The following is a 16,618-nucleotide window of genomic DNA, read 5'->3' on the forward strand; positions in this document are numbered from 1 at the left end:
CTCCGGGAAAACGAACGCACCGGAGACGCACGCCATGTCCCTCCCCGCTTCACGTCACGCCACTCGGGACGAACCCGTACGCGATGCCGCCGACTACCTGAGGCGCATCCTCAACGCCCGCGTGTACGACGTGGCCCAGCGGACGGAACTGCAGCATGCGACGGTGCTGTTCGAGCAACTGGGGCACCACGTCCTGCTGAAGCGGGAAGACACTCAACCCGTCTCGTCGTTCAAGCTCCGCGGCGCCTACAACCGGATCCGCAACCTTTCCGCCGACGTACTGGCACGCGGCATCATCACGGCGTCAGCGGGAAACCACGCGCAAGGCGTCGCCTGGTCCGCCGCGAAGCTCGGCATCCCGGCTGTCATCGTCGTGCCTGAAACGGCACCCCTCGTTAAGGTCAATGCGACGCGGCGATTCGGTGGGCCCACGGTGGAAGTCATCAAGGCGGGCGATTCGTATAACGATGCGTTCGCCCACGCGATGGCGCTGCAGCGAGAACGCGGCATGACGTTCATCCCAGCCTTCGACGACCCCGACGTTATCGCAGGACAAGGCACCGTAGCGATGGAGATACTGAGCCAGCACCACGGGCATCTCGACGCCATCTTCGTGCCCATCGGAGGGGGTAGTCTCGCCGCGGGAGTCGCGACCTACGTGAAAGCGCTCCGCCCGGATATCCGCGTGATCGGCGTGCAGACGCGTGACTCGTGCGCCATGGCGCAATCGATCCGGGCGGGGCGACGGGTCGAACTCACGGAGGTCGGGCTTTTTTCCGACGGCACGGCGGTGAAGCTGGTGGGGCAGGAAACGTTTCGACTGTGCAGCCAGTACCTCGACGAAGTGATGCTGGTCGACACCGACGAGGTATGCCTTGCGATCAAGGATATCTATCAGGACACGCGGCGTTTCGTTGAGCCGGCGGGAGCGCTCGCCGTCGCGGCTGCGCGTCGCTACGCGACCCAGGCCACCGCCTCGGGAGCGGTCGACCACCCGCTCACCCTTTGTGCCATCGTCTCCGGCGCCAATCTCAATATCGACCGCATCCGCTTCATCGCCGAGCGCGCCGCGGTGGGCGAATCGCGCGAAGCCTTGTTCGCGGTGAGCATCCCCGAGGAGCGCGGCAGCTTCCTGCACTTCTGCGAGCTCGTAGGCGAGCGCAACGTGACGGAATTCAACTACCGTCTCGGCACCGATGAAAACGCACGGATCTTCGTCGGCCTTCAGGTGGACGACCCGGTAGACGAAGCGTCGCTTGCAACCGTCTTCGAGGCAGCGGGATTCGCCGTCGTCAATCTTGGCAACGATGAGCTATCGACGCAGCACATCAGGCATATGGTGGGCGGACGCTCGACAGCCGCACAGGGCGAGCGATTGTTTCGCTTCGAGTTCCCCGAACGACCGGGCGCGTTGATGCGCTTCCTTCGTTCGATGTCGCCAAGCTGGAATATCAGCCTGTTCCATTACCGCAACCAGGGCGCCGATTACAGCTCGACGCTGGTCGGCATCCAGGCGGAAGCGGCGGACGAAGACGCGCTCACGCGGTTCCTCAACCGGCTGGGCTATCCGTACCGCGAAGAGACCAGCAATCCCGCCTACCGACTGTTTCTGAGATAAACGGGGGAAGCAGGAGCGCGCGAGCGCTCCTGTGAAACAACGGCCCGTGCGGATCAATGAGCCTTTGACACGACCAGGTCGATCGATCCCACCGGCGAGAGGTTCCCCGCTTCGTCCGAGCCTTTCGCACACACGCGTAACGGGCCTTTGGCCTTGGGCAGACTGATGAACGACGAAGACAGCGTGCGGTACTTCGCGTCGTCGGCGCAATCGGTGGAGTCGAGGCGCCCCACCTTCACGATCGGCGGCGCGACGTAAGGGCTACGGATCTCCACAATCCATGCAGCATCCGTTTCATCGCGAACGGCGGGTACCGGTACCGCGGTAGGCGCCGTATCGTCGATCACCCGGAGCATGACGCTCGCATGCTCCGGCGCCTGCCAGTCGTTATCGATGCCCAGCTGTCCGATGACGCACATGGCGTACACGCCTTCGGACGGTCCGACCGGCAGACGGTCCAGCGGCTGCTCGCGGGCATACATCGGAGCGCTGTAACCCTCGGGGCTGGCGCAATCGACCGTCGCGGCATCACCGTGCTTGTAGCGGACCCAACGGGTATCGTCATTCACCAGCACGCCCCACCGCGCGGGTACGAGATCCCCCTCTTCGTCGATCTGGCTGCGCGTGTACTCACCGACGGTGCGATCGAGCTTCACACCGTTACCCGCGTCGAGGGCACTGGCGTCCCAGCCGCCATCGGCACGAAGTGCCGAGAGCAGCGGCGCCGCAATACTCTGGTAGCTCGCGCCGACGCGCGACACCGGCTGCCGCCCGGTGAGTTCGCACGGGCGGTCGAAACCGCATCCGTCAAAGCGCGGATCGACCTTCGTACCGAGCACGCCGACAATATCCGACGTGCCGTGGCGCAGCACCGGGGAGCCCGACGAACCACCCGATACACCGGCGCAATCGGTCGCCGATTCACGCAGGAAGAAGCGTTCGCCCTCGAACAGCCGAACGGGCTCACTGGCCTGACAGGTTGCCAGGCGAAGGAAGCGGTCTTCTTCCGACACGCCCACCGCGGGAACCTGCACTAGGTCGACAGGGAGCGACCCGACAATCGCCGGCGCACTCGGGACAAGCGGAGCGACACCGAGTGCCGCAAGATCGGCGTATGAGACGTCCAGCCGGAGCACGGCGATGTCCATGTTCTTGGTGGTCGCGTACAGAATTCGCTCGACTCCAATGGGTCGATGGACCGGCTGGGCATCCTGAAAATAAGCGGGCGTAAAGCGGTAACCCGATGGCGCCACCTCGTCGATCATGACCTGATTGGGGATGAGTTCCTGGCCGAGAACGCAGTGCCCGGACGTAAGCAACAACGCGGGCCGACGACCGTCCGGACTGGCGGAACCCGCGACGATCGAGCCGGTACAGGTTCTTCCGTCGAGCAGATCGAGCTGACCGACAGCGCGGAAGCGCGGGTCGCTGGACGAAGGAAGCAGGTTTGCGTCGCTTGCTAATGCACCGACGGCGTAGCCCATCGACAGGAGCAAGAGCGATGCACGCGACAAACGAGCGGATACTCTCCGATTCATAAGCACTCTCCATGTGTTTGCGTTTTTCGAAGACCTTCACTGCGAAGGCCGATGCCGACTTTAGCAACGCGGTTGGAGAGGAAACATGTCAGAAAGCCCGGTAGATCTGTAGGCGTAAGCCGAAGTCAGTCACGCTTTGACAAAGGCGACTTCTTCCAGCGTCCGTGGAGCCACTCGTACTCTTGCAGCACCGTCGGGGAAAACCGCTCGCGGAGTTTATTGACGAGCGGTTTAGCCCGCTCCCAGGACGTAACAACAGCCGAGTACCAAGTCTTCTTCAGCATCTCTTCGTCGTAAATTCCGGCCTGAATGCCGATACTCACCGCCTCGAAATGATTGAGGAAGTACCGAATGCATACAGCTTCTTCCGACTCGATATTTTCCGGCGAGGCGAGGCAAGCCACATTTCTGTCGTTCGCGTCGACGAAATACTCCAGCTTCCTGGCGCCATTCTGGAGGATGACATCGTTCCGACTCGCAAATAGAAGATCCGCGCTTTGCTTTTTCCGCGCGATGCTGCGCGCGGTGAGAACCGACGCAACGGCAACACCGACGCCGCTGGCAACCAGAAGATTCCTGAAGAGGCCAGAATCGACGGTATCGAAAATCCACTGAAACACTGAGCTTTCCTTCGCATTTCTTGTCCCTGAAAACAAGCTACCCGCCAAGGGGCGGGTAGCTTGGTGTGGCTCACAGGCCGCCAGCGGTGTCATTCATGACTGTCTCCTTTGATGGCAAGACCAGTCTAGCTTGTGCTCAGATCATACGTCCGTAGGAAAAATCTGAATTTCAAACAGAAAAAACTCAAAGCACGTAAACAAACAAGAACAGCGCCAGCCACACCACGTCGACGAAATGCCAGTACCAGGCCACCGCTTCAAACCCGAAGTGATCGTCCTTCGTGAAGTGTCCCTTCGCGCAGCGCAGCCAGATGATGGCCAGCATGATCGTGCCCAGCGTCACGTGCATGCCGTGGAATCCGGTGAGCATGAAGAACGTCGCGCCGTACACGCCGCTGCCCAGCGTCAGGTTGAAGTGCTCGTACGCCTCGGCGTACTCGTGCGCCTGGAACCACAGGAACAGGCAACCCAGCAGCACGGTGGCGCCGAGGCCGATCAGCAGCGCCGTGCGATGACCCGCCTTGAGCGCGTGGTGCGCAATGGTGATGGTCACGCCGGATGACAGCAGGATCAGCGTATTGAGCAGCGGCAGGCCCCATGCGGCGATGGTCTGGAACGAGCCGCCGATCTTCTGCGGACCGCCGCCGCCGTTGGCGCCCCACGAGGCTTCATAACCCTGCCAGACGAACTGGTGGGTGAGCACACCGTGGCCTTCGCCGCCCAGCCACGGCACCGAGAAGATACGGGCGTAGAACAGCGCACCGAAGAAGGCGCCGAAGAACATCACCTCGGAGAAGATGAACCACATCATCCCCATGCGGAACGAGCGATCCACCTGGCCGTTGTAGCTGCCTGCCATGGACTCGCGGATGACCGAACGGAACCAGCCGAAGAACATGCCCAGGATCATCACGATCCCGATCCAGAACAGCGGCTTGCCAAACGTGCTGCCCTCACCCGGTTGCGAGTTCAGCCAGTGCGCGGCCCCGAACACCGTGACGAACATCGAGACCGCGGCCACGATCGGCCAGTAGCTCTTGCTCGGTACATAGTAGACGTCGTGTTGCTGGTGACCCATGGTGGTTTCCCGTGGATATCGCGTGTTTGGCCGGTCAGACCCGGAGCATCTGAACGATCGAGAGCAGAAACACCGCGACCGCGAAACCGCCCGCGATCATGGCCGTCCTGCGGGCGCGTTTGCGACGCGCCTCCGTCCCGGTGTCCGTCATGCTCAGTGATCCGTGTTGCCGTGGGCGAGCTCGTCGTCATGGATGACCGGCGGCACGTCGAACGTATGGAACGGCGCGGGTGAAGGCACCGTCCACTCCAGACCCTTGGCGCCTTCCCAGGAACGATCGGCGGCTTTCTTCTTCGAGAAGAACACGCAATGCACGACCACACCGAGGAAGATCAGCTGCGAGGCGCCGAACCAGAAGCCGCCGATCGAGCTGATCATGTTGAAGTTCGCGAAGGCCACGTTGTAGTCGGGGATACGGCGCGGCATGCCGGCCAGCCCGAGGAAGTGCTGCGGGAAGAACAGCACGTTGACCGAGATGACGCTGGACCAGAAATGGATCTTGCCCCAGGTCTCGCTGTACATGTTGCCCGACCACTTCGGCATCCAGTAATACGCGGCGGCCATGATCGAGAAGGCAGCGCCGGTCACCAGCACGTAGTGGAAATGGGCAACCACGAAGTACGTGTCGTGGTACTGGAAGTCGGCCGGGGCCAGCGCGAGCATCAGGCCCGAAAAACCGCCGATGGTGAACAGGATGACGAAGGCGATCGAGAACAGCATCGGCGTCTCGAAGGTCATCGAGCCGCCCCACATCGTCGAGACCCAGTTGAAGACCTTCACGCCCGTGGGCACCGCGATCAGCATGGTCGCGTACATGAAGAAGATCTCCGCGCCCATCGGCAGGCCCACGGCGAACATGTGGTGCGCCCAGACGATGAACGAGAGGAAGGCGATGGAAGCGATGGCGAACACCATCGCGCGGTAGCCGAAGATCGGCTTGCGGGCGAAGGTGGGGATGATCTCCGAGATGATCCCGAACGCCGGCAGGATCATGATGTAGACCTCGGGATGCCCGAAGAACCAGAAGATGTGCTGGAAGAGCACCGGGTCGCCGCCGCCCGCGGCATTGAAGAAGTTGGTATGGAAGTACTTGTCGGTCAGCAGCATGGTGACCGCGCCGGCCAGTACCGGCATCACCGCGATCAGCAGGAATGCCGTGATCAGCCAGCTCCACACGAACACCGGCATTTTCAGCAGGTCCATGCCGGGCGCGCGCATGTTGAGGATGGTGGCGATGATGTTGATCGCGCCCATGATCGAACTGATGCCCATCAGGTGGACCGCGAAGATGGTGTACGCGATGGACTCGCCCTGCAGCGACAGCGGCGGGTACATGGTCCAGCCGCCGGCCGGGCCACCGCCCGGCATGAACAGCGTCGACAGCAGCAGGATGAAGGCGAACGGCATGATCCAGAACGACAGGTTGTTCATGCGCGGCAAGGCCATGTCCGGCGCGCCGACCATGAGCGGAATCATCCAGTTGGCCAGGCCGACGAACGACGGCATGATGGCACCGAAGATCATCACCAGCGCGTGCATCGTCGTCATTTCATTGAAGAAATACGGCTGCACCAGCTGCATGCCCGGCTTGAACAACTCCGCGCGGATGACCATCGCGAAGGCGCCGCCGATGAAGAACATCGTCAGCGAGAAGATCAGGTACAGCGTGCCGATGTCCTTGTGGTTCGTGGACATCACCCAGCGCTGGAAGAACCCCTTCGGGGCCCCGTGGTGATCGTGGTGGTCGTGGGTGGCTGCGTGGGCCATAACCTTGAACCTCTGCCGGATACTTGAGCGGGTTAACCCTGGGGGACCGGGGCGGGGGCGTTCTGGGCGGTCGCGGCGGCCTTCTGCAGCCTGGAACCGTCTTCCTGCGTCGCCAGCCACTGTTCGAATTCGGCCTTGGGCACGGCCTTGACCACGATCGGCATGAAGCCGTGATCCTGGCCGCAGAGCTCGGCGCACTGGCCGCGGTAGACGCCCGGCTCCTTGATCTTGGTCCAGGCCGCGTTGGCGATGCCCGGGATGGCGTCCATCTTCCAGCCGAGCGCCGGCACCCACCAGGAGTGGATGACGTCGCCGCCGACGATGATGAAACGGATCTTGGTACCGACAGGGACGACCAGGGGTTTGTCCACGTCGAGCAGATAGGTCTGGTAGCCGTCGACCTGGATCTTGCCCGGGTCGAGGTTGGAATGAAGCTGGCGGGTACGGTCGGAGGACTCTTCGAGCTTGGAGATGAAGCCGACCTTGTCGACCCCCTTGCCCTTGTAGTCGACGTAGTCGTAGCGCCACTTCCACTGGTAGCCGGTGATCTTGATGGTCATCTCGGCATTCGTGGTGTCGGCGAACGAGGTCAGACCGCCGGTGGCCAGATGGGCCAGGAAGATCAGGATGATGACGGGGATGACCGTCCAGACGATCTCGAGTCTGGTGCTGTGCGACCACTTCTCGGCGACCGCACCCCGCGACTTACGGAAGCGGAACATCGCCACGAACATGGCACCGAAGACGATGACGCCGATGACCACGCAGACCCACAGGGCCACCATGTGCATCGCATAGGGCGACCACTCGCTGACACCCCGGGTCATGTTCAGCTGGTTGGGTTCCGGGTTGGCCCATGCCGCCCCGCCGAACAGGGCGAGGGCAACCGCCGCCCACGCCGCTTTCCATCGTCCGATGCCGCCAGATGTCATGTCTTGCACCTTTAGTGAACCTACCTGCGCGTCTGGCCTGAGACTTCGGACAGCAGCACCATGAGTTTCCTGGACGCCTCGGCCCTTTCCTCTTCCCCAAGGAACGCGCCGATTTCAAGCTGATTGCCGTGTGACCTGAGCAACAGACGCTGACGCCCGTCCCCCGATGCCAACCCTACCCGTACCCAGTACGTCTGGAAACGGACGATCCGACGACCCGGCACGGCACGCACCTCCAGCGTGTCGGGCCCCACCACGATCCGCTCGCCCCGGCCGCCGGCCCGCCAGGCCGCGCCAAGGGCGAACCCCACGACGAAAGCCTCCGCCAGGGCGAACACGGGAGCGAAAACATTCCCCTGCCACGCACCGAGCGACGCCGTCGCCAGGGCCATCGCCGCGAGACCCACGATCAGTCGACGCAGACCGCGCCTGTCCAGCGCACGGTTGGGCCGGAGCCACAACACGCGCGGCTGACCCGCGGCGGTCGGTCGAAGCACGATCATGCGAATCCCGCGTGCCTTGAACGGACCGATGATAGGGCGGCGGTCAGAATGCGGCAAGGTTGGGAAGCGGCGTGATGCCGCAGGGCGCCCCATCCCGCAAAGCAACACACATGCAGGCCCTGCGTCCCATACAATGCGCGGTCTCCCCCGTCCCGACCCACCCCAAGTGAACCCACAGATCCTCCGTCCCGAACTCCCGACCGGCGCCGAGCCGGCACGCGCGCGTATCACGTCCGCCTGGTTGCGCGACGAAACCGAGGCCGTGAACGACCTGCTTGCCCAGGCCACATTGCCCCCGACCGAGCGTGAGCACGTCATCGACGTGGCCGCCGGCCTGGTGACGCGGGTTCGCGCCCGCGCCAAGGACCAGAGCGCCGTCGAATCCTTCATGCGCCAGTACGACCTGTCCTCGGAAGAGGGGGTCCTGCTGATGTGCGTGGCCGAAGCGCTGCTGCGCATCCCCGACAAGGCCACGGCGGACAAGCTCATCCGCGACAAGCTGGGCGATGCGGACTGGAAGAAACACCTGGGCCAGAGCGAGTCGGTGTTCGTCAACGCCTCGACCTGGGGCCTGATGCTCACCGGCCACCTGGTCAACCTGGCGGAAGAAACCCGCCACGACTTCACCTCCGCGCTGCGCCGCCTGGTCGGCCGCGCCGGTGAACCGGTGGTGCGCCTCGCCGTGCGTCAGGCCATGCGGATCATGGGCCACCAGTTCGTGATGGGTCGCACCATCAAGGAAGCGCTGGACCGTTCCGCCGAAAAAGAGCACGCGGTCTACCGCTATTCGTACGACATGCTCGGCGAGTCGGCGCTGACCCAGGCCACGGCTGAGCGTTACCAGCAGGATTACCGTGACGCGATCAACGCGCTCGGTGGCCGTGGTCCGTTCACCAGCAACCTCGAAGCGCCGTCGATCTCGGTCAAGCTGTCGGCGCTGCATCCGCGCTACGAAGTGGCCAACCGCGCCCGCGCCCGTGCCGAACTCGGCGCCAAGCTGCTCGAACTCTCGCAGCTGGCCTTCAGGAACGGCATCGCGCTGTCCGTCGACGCCGAAGAAACCGATCGCCTCGAGCTCTCGCTCGACATCATCGGCGACGTCTTCGAGCATCCGTCACTGCAGGGCTGGAACGGCCTGGGCATCGTCATCCAGGCGTACCAGAAGCGCGCGCCGTTCGTGATCGACTGGGTGACCGAGAAGGCTCGTACCACCGGTCGCCGCTGGTTCGTACGACTGGTCAAGGGCGCCTACTGGGACGCCGAGATCAAGCGGTCGCAGGAAAACGGCCTGTCGGGCTATCCGGTGTACACGCGCAAGCCCAACACCGACGTCTCGTACCTGGCCTGCGCGCATCGTCTGTTCGCCGCCGGCAGCGACGCGGTGTATCCGCAGTTCGCCACGCACAACGCGCACACCATCGCCGCGATCCACCACATCGCCAGGGGCCGTCCGTACGAAAACCAGCGCCTGCACGGCATGGGCGCGGACCTCTACGCGGAAGTGATCGGCAAGGACAAGCTCAACGTGCCCTGCCGCGTGTACGCGCCGGTGGGCAGCCACGAAGACCTGCTGCCTTACCTGGTCCGCCGCCTGCTCGAGAACGGCGCCAACACCAGCTTCGTCAACCGCGTGGTCGACGAAAGCGTGCCGGTGCGCGACCTGGTCGCCGACCCGTGCGAAACGGTGCGCGCCTTCACCTCCATTCCCCACCCCCGCATTCCCCTGCCGGTCAATCTCTACGGCGAACTTCGGAAGAACTCCATGGGCATGAACTTCGCTAACGACAACGAGCTCAACGAGCTCGCCGACGCCGTCAACCGCCACAGCGGTCCGTGGACGGCCGCGCCGCTGGTCGCCGGTGGCGCCGCCGCCGGCACGAAGACCGAAGTGACGGATCCGTCCGATCGTCGCCGCATCGTCGGCACGGTCGAGAACGCCGATCCGGCGCTGGTCGACAAGGCGCTCGCCGCCGGTGTGAAGGCGCAGCCGGGCTGGGACCGCCTGCCGGCCGCGAGCCGCGCCGCGATCCTCGAGCACGCCGCCGAGCAGCTCGAGCACAACCGCGCGGAGTTCATCGCGCTGTGCGTGCGCGAAGCCGGCAAGAGCCTGCCCGACGCCATCGCCGAAATCCGCGAAGCCGCCGACTTCCTGCGCTACTACGCCACGATGGCGCGTCGCCTGTTCGGCCAGCCCGAGCAGCTGCCGGGCCCCACCGGTGAGAGCAACCAGCTGTTCCTCAATGGCCGCGGCGTCTTCGTCTGCATCAGCCCCTGGAACTTCCCGCTGGCGATCTTCCTCGGTCAGGTGGCCGCCGCGCTCGCCGCCGGCAACGCGGTCGTCGCCAAGCCCGCCGAGCAGACCTCGCTGATCGGCTACGCCGCCGTGAAGCTGCTGCACGCCGCGGGCGTGCCGGCCGACGTGCTGCAATACCTGCCGGGCGACGGTGCCACGGTCGGTGCCGCCCTCACCCGCGACCCGCGCGTCGCCGGCGTCGCCTTCACCGGCTCGACCGACACCGCCTGGGCGATCAACCGTGCGCTGGCCGCGCGTAATGCGCCGATCGCCGCCCTGATCGCCGAGACCGGCGGCCAGAACGCGATGATCGCCGACTCGTCCGCGCTGCCCGAGCAGATCGTCAAGGACGTGATCAACTCGGCGTTCCAGTCGGCCGGCCAGCGCTGCTCCGCCGCGCGCGTACTGTTCGTGCAGGAAGACATCGCCGACAAGGTGATCGACATGCTCGCCGGTGCCATGGCCGAGCTGAAAGTCGGCAACCCCGGACTGCTCTCGACCGACGTCGGCCCGGTCATCGACGAAGACGCGCGCCAGATCCTCGTCGACCACGCCGCGCGCATGGATCGCGAAGCGAAGAAGATCGGCGAAGTCGCCCTGCCGGAAGCCACGACGCACGGCACGTTCTTCGCGCCGCGCGCCTACGAGATCCCGTCGCTGGACGTGCTCACGCGCGAAGTGTTCGGCCCGGTGCTGCACGTCATCCGCTGGAAGGGCGCCGACCTGGAGAAGGTCGTCGACCAGATCAACGCGACGGGCTTCGGCCTGACGCTGGGTATCCACAGCCGCATCGACGACACCATCGATTACATCTCCAGCCACGCGCGCGTCGGCAACTGCTACGTCAACCGTAACCAGATCGGTGCGGTGGTCGGCGTGCAGCCGTTCGGCGGCGAAGGCCTGTCCGGCACCGGCCCCAAGGCGGGTGGCCCGCACTACCTGCTGCGCTTTGCCGGCGAACGGACGCTCACGGTCAACACCACCGCCGCCGGTGGCAATGCGTCGTTGCTGACGATCGGCGAGTAATCGCCGGCCTGCGTCAGCGCTGGCCATTCGAAGCCGCGCCCCTGCGAGGGCGCGGCTTTTTTTCTGCGCGCAATTCCGGCAACTCGCCGGCAACTCTTTTACGCGACGGTGGAAGATCAAATGCCCGGCCCGTTGCAGCCCGGACACGCCAGGCCTAGGCTGAAGCATGTCAGGACACGACGTCGCTGACCCATCGTGCCGCGAGGGAACCACCGATGAACCACAGGATGTGGGCGCGTATCGTCGCTGTGCTGATGCTGGTGTGCTCCGTTGCAAGCCACGCGGCACCCGGGCGCGCAAAGAGCGAGCTTTGTCCGGCGCCTTTCATTTCGGACGGGCAGTGGAGCGTGGGGCCTTATGGACCCATCCTGACACTGCACACGACACTCTGCGGACGTCTGGCGGATGGCTACGATCTGGCCTCCGTGTATGTGGAGGTGGTCAAGCGCTTCAGCGGCAATCCGCTCTGGTACAACCCGCAAGGGCTGCGCGACCAGGTTCGCTGCCACTTCGCGCTCTTTCGTCAGGATGTCACGTTCGAGATCGAGCCCAGCCTGCCTTACGTCGGCGAAGCCAGGACCATAACGTCGCGGTGTAAACCGAAAGTCGCCGACCCCGATCCGCCGGCAAAGAGCTGAACCGACATGAAGACGAGAACGTGCCATCTCACCGCCTTCATCACGCTCGCCTGCGGTGTGGTGACCGCCTGCGCTTCCACACCGGACCCACGGGAGATAACGTCATCGCGCGCCGTCAAGGCTCCGCCCTCCGACTGCCCGCCCCCTTTTGTCGAAAAGGGCGAGTGGACCATCGACGAATACGGCCCGATCCTGCATATCACGCCGACGGCATGTGGGCGCCAGGCGCGAGACCGGGATCCGACGTATGTCGACGTTTTCGACGACGAGGTCCTCAGCAAGTTTTCGGGAAACCCTCTCTGGGATATGGGGCATAACACCAGGGGCCTGCTCGACCAGCTGGAGTGCCACGTCCGGCTCTATCCCGACAAGCCGACCTACAACATCGAACCGACGCGACCCTATGTAGGGCGCAGGAAGACCGAGCAGGAGCAATGCAACCCGTCGGTGTACGATCCCGATCCCGCACCCAAAACCTGATCCGCCGCGCTACGCCTCACGGCCTATTGCGCAGTGCCACGGCGTGATGCAAGAGTTGCCATACTTCGCGTCGGCCGGTACCCGACGTCCATCCCCCAGAGGAGGACAGCGACATGACGTCGCCCGGTACCGATTGCCTGATCCAGCAAGACCGCGGCCATGCCCGCACGATCACCATGCGGGCGCCCTCACCAAAGGGACACCTGACGCCGCTGCAACATATACGCTCGCACAAGGAACTCATGCATCTGAGCTTGCCGCAGGGCAATGAACAAGCCAGTGAGCGTCAGGTGCTGTCGTTTGCCCATCTCGATGAAGGACAGTTGCCGGCCGATGTGCCATTTCGCATCCCGGGAGCGTGGATACTTCCTGTCGAAAAGGACGCCTTGATCGGCGTTCTCGAAGACGACGACGAAAGTCGCGTCGTGTTGACGGCACGACGAGGGTCGAAGAACGAGTGCCTCGTATTGTTCGATGCCAGTTACCGGAAGGTATGCGTCAGCGTCCTGCAGCCGCCGTCGACCCATGAAGCGACCATCACGTTTCTGCGTCATACGACGTTCGCGCGTCTGTACGCGGCGCACTATGAAAAGAGCGGCAATGGGTGCATCGAACGGATGGATAAGCTGGCTGCCCAGAATCTGCACGAGATCCAGGGCATCGTCTGGCGCGGCATGGCCATGGGCATCGAGCGAATCGAACTGATCCCGTGAGGCACTCAAACGAAGACGGCCTCCTTGCGGAGGCCGTCGATCAGGCATTTAAAAATGCTTATTTGAGACCGCGATCCTTCAGCATCGGCTCGATGCTCGGCTCCTTGCCGCGGAAGTCACGGTAGAGCTTGCCGAGTTCTTCCGTGTTGCCCTTCGACAGGATCTTGTCGCGGAAGATCTGGCCGTTTTCGCGGGTCAGGCCGCCGTGCTCCTTGAACCACTCGAAGGCATCCGAGTCGAGCATCTGCGTCCACAGGTACGCGTAGTAACCGGCGGCATAACCGTTACCCCAGATATGCTGGAAGTAGCTGGAGCGGTAACGCGGCGGCACCTGCGCCAGCGTAAAGCCGGCCTTTTTCAGCGCATCGGCTTCGAACTGGTCGACGTCCTGCTTCTTGTCGCTGGCCGGCAGCATGTGCCACTGCATATCGAGCAGCGCCGCCGAGATCAGCTCGCTCATCGCGTAGCCCTGATTGAAGCTCGAGGCCTTCTTGATCTTTTCGACCAGCTCGGCAGGCATGGGCGCGCCGGTCTGGTAGTGCTTGGCGTAGTTGGCGAAAACCTTCGGGTCGGACGCCCACTGTTCGTTGAACTGCGACGGGAACTCGACGAAGTCGCGTGCGGTATTCGCGCCCGAAAGCGACGGGTACTGCGAGTCGGCGAACATGCCGTGCAGCGCGTGACCGAACTCGTGGAACATGGTGGTGACGTCGTCGAACGAGATCAGCGCCGGCTGGCCCGGGGCGGGCTTGCTGAAGTTGGCGACGTTATAGACCACCGGCTTGTTGCCGAACAGCTTGGACTGGTCGACGAGATTGCTCATCCACGCGCCGCCGTTCTTGTTGTCGCGCTTGAAGTAATCGACGTAGAACAGCGCCATCGAGGTGCCGTCCTTGTCGAACACCTCGAACACGCGCATGTCGGGCTGCCAGGTCGGGATGTCCTTGCGCTCTTTGAACGTGATCCCGTAGAGCTGGTTAGCGGCGTAGAACACGCCGTTCTGCAGCACGTTGTCGAGTTCGAAATACGGCTTGACCTGCGCTTCGTCGAGATCGTACTTGGCCTTGCGGACCTTCTCGGCGTAATGGTCCCAGTCCCATGCCTGGACCTGGAAGCCACCCTTTTCCTTGTCGATCACATCCTGGATGTCCTTCGACTCGCTCTTCGCGCGGGCGACCGCCGCAGGCACCAGGCGCTCCATGAACTTCTCGGCGGCCTCGGGCGTCTTCGCCATCTGGTCGTCGAGTTTCCATGCGGCGTAATTGGGGAACCCAAGAAGCTTGGCGCGTTCGGCGCGCAACTGCGCAATGCGCGTGATGGTCTCGCGCGTGTCGTTGGCGTCGCCGTGCTCAGCGCGCTCCCACGAGGCCTTGAACAGCTTCTCACGAGTGGCGCGATCGTTCAGGCCCTGCAGGGCGGGCTGCTGCGTGGTGTTCTGCAGCGCGACCACGTACTTGCCGTCGAGCTTGCGATCTTTGGCGGCATCGGCGGCGGCGGCGATGTCGCCGTCGGACATGCCATCGAGTGCTTTCTTGTCATCGACCACCAGCGCGCCAGCTTTGGTATCGGCGAGCAGCATGTTGGTGAATTTCGTGCTGAGGGTCGACTCTTCCTTGTTGAGCTCTTTCAGCCTGGTTTTGTCGGCTTCGGAGAGCTTCGCGCCTTCATGCACGAAGTCCTTGTAAGTGACCTCGAGCAGACGTGCCGATTCCGGATCGAGTTTGAGCGAATCGCGCTTCTCGTAGAGCGCCTCGACGCGCTTGAACAGCTTGTCGTTGAGGTAGATGGCATCGCTGTGCGCGGCGAGTTTGGGCGACTCTTCTTCGTCGACCTTCTGCAGCGTGTCGTTCGTGTTCGCGCCGGTGAGCGCGCTGAAGACGCTCTGCGCGCGCTTGAGCAGCACGCCGGACTTTTCCATCGCGACGATGGTGTTGTCGAAGGTCGGCTCGTCGGCCGAATTGGCGATCGCCTCGATCTCGGCGATCTGCTGCTTCATGCCTTCTTCAATAGCCGGCTGGAAGTCGCCGTCGACGATCTTGTCGAAGGGCGGCGCCTGGAACGGCAGCGTGCTGGCGACCAGCAGCGGGTTCTCGTGCGCGGCCGGGGCGGCGGCGGTCGTAGCCGCATGGGCGGGAGCCGTGCCGGCGGGTGCCGGGGCGGTGGCCTTATCGGCGTCGTTCGACGACGAGCAGGCGGCGGTGAGGGCGATCGAAGTGGCGATCACGAGGCTACGGACCTTCAGCATGGGTAGGTTGTCCCCTGGCGGTGAGCAAAGCGCCGACTCTAGCGGCGTAAGCCCGGCGGGGACAACCGCCATCAGTCAGGGCAAGGGTTTTCACCGGGTGTCGCGCAGCTCCCAACTGGAGCCGATGAGAAGATTCAGACGATGCTTGACGATCCGCATGGGCAGCGATGTCGTCAGCTGAATGTCGGTGCGGTCGTTGGACAGCTCACCTTTTGCCGAAGCGGTGCCGTCGGTCACGCCCAGGCTGGGATCGACCTCATCCGGCTCGGGCTGCCTGGCGCGCCAGCGCTGGAACAAGCCATCGCCGCGCATGGCGTCGGCGATGTCCGCGGCGAGCTTGTCCGGGCCGATGCCCTCGAACGAAAGCTCCGGGTCCGGACCTTTCGCCCGGCTCATGTCTTTGATCGAAAGAAAGTACGTGGTCATGACGTCCTAGTTACGGCCGCGCGCGTGAAGCCGCCGTCAGCCCAGCGGGGAGAGATCGAGAAACATGGCCGCATCGGGCGGGGCCACGCGGTAAGGCAGCACGCCCAGACAGGGGGCGGCCAGGCTCGCCCGGAGCGTTGCGATGTTTTCTTCCAGCACCGGCATCGTCGGCTCGATAATGTTGGCGATCCAACCGGCGAAGCGACAGCCGTCGGCCTCGATCGCCCGTGCGGTGAGACGGGCATGACTGATGCAGCCAAGACGGACACCGACCACCATCACGACCGGCAGGTCCCAGCGACGAGGAATGTCCTCGGCCGAGATGCCGTCCCCCAGTGGCACCAGCCAGCCGCCGACGCCTTCGACCACCACACGCTCGTAGTCGGCGGCCAGGGACTGAAAGGCCGCGTCCAGCGGTGGCCAGGTGACGGGTCGTCCGCTGCGCTGCGCAGCCAGATGAGGGGCCACGGCCTCCTCGTAGGCGAGCGGGTTGACCAGCGCATACGGGGGCGGGGGCGCGCTGGCGCCGATCAGATCGAGCGCGTCCTGATTACGCAGGCCCTCCTGGCTTCGCGCCGAGCCGCTGGCCACCGGCTTCATGCCGGCGACGCGCTCGCCCGCCTGACGAAAGGCATGAACCAGAGTCTGGGCTCCGTGCGTCTTGCCGATGCCGGTGTCGGTACCGGCGACGAAGAGGTGTCGCGACATGCTGTGACGGCCTTGCGGGGACAGGGTCGTGGC

14 protein-coding genes are annotated in these 16,618 nt (G+C 64.0%); 5 read left to right on the forward strand and 9 right to left on the reverse strand.

What is annotated here, in order from left to right; genetic code table 11:
* The first annotated feature begins 34 nt into the window (after positions 1 to 34).
* Positions 35 to 1,618, forward strand: a complete 1,584-nt coding sequence (gene ilvA, locus J2X57_RS14640; protein WP_309868223.1) for a threonine ammonia-lyase, biosynthetic — start codon at positions 35 to 37, stop codon at positions 1,616 to 1,618.
* Positions 1,619 to 1,671: 53 nt separating this feature from the next.
* On the opposite strand, the gene J2X57_RS14645 is transcribed toward ilvA, so the two are convergent.
* The 6 genes from J2X57_RS14645 to J2X57_RS14670 form a co-directional block, all read right to left on the reverse strand.
* On the reverse strand, positions 1,672 to 3,156 hold the full coding sequence (locus tag J2X57_RS14645) for a trypsin-like peptidase domain-containing protein (RefSeq protein WP_309868225.1): 1,485 nt from the start codon (positions 3,154 to 3,156) through the stop codon (positions 1,672 to 1,674).
* A gap of 125 nt (positions 3,157 to 3,281) precedes the next feature.
* Positions 3,282 to 3,869 (reverse strand): DUF4760 domain-containing protein, encoded by a 588-nt coding sequence (locus J2X57_RS14650; RefSeq protein WP_081907603.1) that lies wholly within the window; start codon positions 3,867 to 3,869, stop codon positions 3,282 to 3,284.
* A 91-nt stretch (positions 3,870 to 3,960) separates the two neighbouring features.
* Positions 3,961 to 4,854 carry a cytochrome c oxidase subunit 3 gene (locus tag J2X57_RS14655; RefSeq protein ID WP_036116344.1) on the reverse strand — a complete coding sequence of 298 codons (894 nt, stop codon included), beginning with the start codon at positions 4,852 to 4,854 and terminating at the stop codon, positions 3,961 to 3,963.
* Positions 4,855 to 5,007: 153 nt separating this feature from the next.
* A complete protein-coding gene (ctaD, locus tag J2X57_RS14660; RefSeq protein WP_036116347.1) occupies positions 5,008 to 6,621 on the reverse strand; it encodes a cytochrome c oxidase subunit I in 1,614 nt (537 codons plus the stop codon).
* A gap of 32 nt (positions 6,622 to 6,653) precedes the next feature.
* A complete protein-coding gene (gene coxB / locus J2X57_RS14665) occupies positions 6,654 to 7,553 on the reverse strand; it encodes a cytochrome c oxidase subunit II (RefSeq protein WP_036116349.1) in 900 nt (299 codons plus the stop codon).
* Positions 7,554 to 7,573: 20 nt separating this feature from the next.
* Positions 7,574 to 8,056 carry a DUF2244 domain-containing protein gene (locus tag J2X57_RS14670; protein WP_197056540.1) on the reverse strand — a complete coding sequence of 161 codons (483 nt, stop codon included), beginning with the start codon at positions 8,054 to 8,056 and terminating at the stop codon, positions 7,574 to 7,576.
* 133 nt (positions 8,057 to 8,189) lie between these two features.
* Between J2X57_RS14670 and putA the strand changes: the two genes are divergently transcribed.
* The 4 genes from putA to J2X57_RS14690 all read left to right on the forward strand — a co-directional run bounded on the left by putA (position 8,190) and on the right by J2X57_RS14690 (position 13,206).
* Entirely contained in the window at positions 8,190 to 11,375 is a 3,186-nt protein-coding gene (putA, locus tag J2X57_RS14675) for a bifunctional proline dehydrogenase/L-glutamate gamma-semialdehyde dehydrogenase PutA (RefSeq protein WP_309868234.1), read from the forward strand.
* A gap of 215 nt (positions 11,376 to 11,590) precedes the next feature.
* Positions 11,591 to 12,013: a DUF2599 domain-containing protein gene (locus tag J2X57_RS14680; protein WP_036116351.1), complete on the forward strand. Its 423-nt coding sequence runs from the start codon at positions 11,591 to 11,593 to the stop codon at positions 12,011 to 12,013.
* 6 nt (positions 12,014 to 12,019) lie between these two features.
* Positions 12,020 to 12,493 carry a DUF2599 domain-containing protein gene (locus J2X57_RS14685; RefSeq protein ID WP_043691959.1) on the forward strand — a complete coding sequence of 158 codons (474 nt, stop codon included), beginning with the start codon at positions 12,020 to 12,022 and terminating at the stop codon, positions 12,491 to 12,493.
* Between the two features lie 113 nt (positions 12,494 to 12,606).
* The gene (locus tag J2X57_RS14690; protein ID WP_036116355.1) at positions 12,607 to 13,206 is read left to right on the forward strand and encodes a hypothetical protein; all 600 of its coding nucleotides are present in this window, start codon (positions 12,607 to 12,609) and stop codon (positions 13,204 to 13,206) included.
* A 58-nt stretch (positions 13,207 to 13,264) separates the two neighbouring features.
* On the opposite strand, the gene dcp is transcribed toward J2X57_RS14690, so the two are convergent.
* The 3 genes from dcp to bioD all read right to left on the reverse strand — a co-directional run bounded on the left by dcp (position 13,265) and on the right by bioD (position 16,585).
* Entirely contained in the window at positions 13,265 to 15,451 is a 2,187-nt protein-coding gene (dcp, locus tag J2X57_RS14695; protein ID WP_308846285.1) for a peptidyl-dipeptidase Dcp, read from the reverse strand.
* Between the two features lie 90 nt (positions 15,452 to 15,541).
* Positions 15,542 to 15,877, reverse strand: coding sequence for a hypothetical protein (locus J2X57_RS14700; protein WP_308846286.1), 336 nt, complete (start codon positions 15,875 to 15,877; stop codon positions 15,542 to 15,544).
* 36 nt (positions 15,878 to 15,913) lie between these two features.
* Complete coding sequence (gene bioD, locus J2X57_RS14705) at positions 15,914 to 16,585, reverse strand: dethiobiotin synthase (protein WP_309868238.1); 672 nt, start codon at positions 16,583 to 16,585, stop codon at positions 15,914 to 15,916.
* Between the last annotated feature and the right edge of the window lie 33 nt (positions 16,586 to 16,618).

The organism is Luteibacter sp. 1214 (assembly GCF_031455395.1).
GTDB classification, from domain to species: domain Bacteria; phylum Pseudomonadota; class Gammaproteobacteria; order Xanthomonadales; family Rhodanobacteraceae; genus Luteibacter; species Luteibacter mycovicinus.

Excerpts from the sequence above, each read along its gene's own strand:
- J2X57_RS14655 (WP_036116344.1), bottom strand. The coding sequence starts at position 4,854 with ATGGGTCACCAGCAACACGACGTCTACTATGTACCGAGCAAGAGCTAC.
- J2X57_RS14685 (WP_043691959.1), top strand. The coding sequence starts at position 12,020 with ATGAAGACGAGAACGTGCCATCTCACCGCCTTCATCACGCTCGCCTGC.
- J2X57_RS14650 (WP_081907603.1), bottom strand. The coding sequence starts at position 3,869 with ATGACACCGCTGGCGGCCTGTGAGCCACACCAAGCTACCCGCCCCTTG.
- J2X57_RS14645 (WP_309868225.1), bottom strand. The coding sequence starts at position 3,156 with ATGAATCGGAGAGTATCCGCTCGTTTGTCGCGTGCATCGCTCTTGCTC.
- J2X57_RS14700 (WP_308846286.1), bottom strand. The coding sequence starts at position 15,877 with ATGACCACGTACTTTCTTTCGATCAAAGACATGAGCCGGGCGAAAGGT.
- putA (WP_309868234.1), top strand. The coding sequence starts at position 8,190 with ATGCGCGGTCTCCCCCGTCCCGACCCACCCCAAGTGAACCCACAGATC.
- bioD (WP_309868238.1), bottom strand. The coding sequence starts at position 16,585 with ATGTCGCGACACCTCTTCGTCGCCGGTACCGACACCGGCATCGGCAAG.
- J2X57_RS14680 (WP_036116351.1), top strand. The coding sequence starts at position 11,591 with ATGAACCACAGGATGTGGGCGCGTATCGTCGCTGTGCTGATGCTGGTG.
- J2X57_RS14670 (WP_197056540.1), bottom strand. The coding sequence starts at position 8,056 with ATGATCGTGCTTCGACCGACCGCCGCGGGTCAGCCGCGCGTGTTGTGG.
- J2X57_RS14690 (WP_036116355.1), top strand. The coding sequence starts at position 12,607 with ATGACGTCGCCCGGTACCGATTGCCTGATCCAGCAAGACCGCGGCCAT.
- ctaD (WP_036116347.1), bottom strand. The coding sequence starts at position 6,621 with ATGGCCCACGCAGCCACCCACGACCACCACGATCACCACGGGGCCCCG.
- ilvA (WP_309868223.1), top strand. The coding sequence starts at position 35 with ATGTCCCTCCCCGCTTCACGTCACGCCACTCGGGACGAACCCGTACGC.
- dcp (WP_308846285.1), bottom strand. The coding sequence starts at position 15,451 with ATGCTGAAGGTCCGTAGCCTCGTGATCGCCACTTCGATCGCCCTCACC.
- coxB (WP_036116349.1), bottom strand. The coding sequence starts at position 7,553 with ATGACATCTGGCGGCATCGGACGATGGAAAGCGGCGTGGGCGGCGGTT.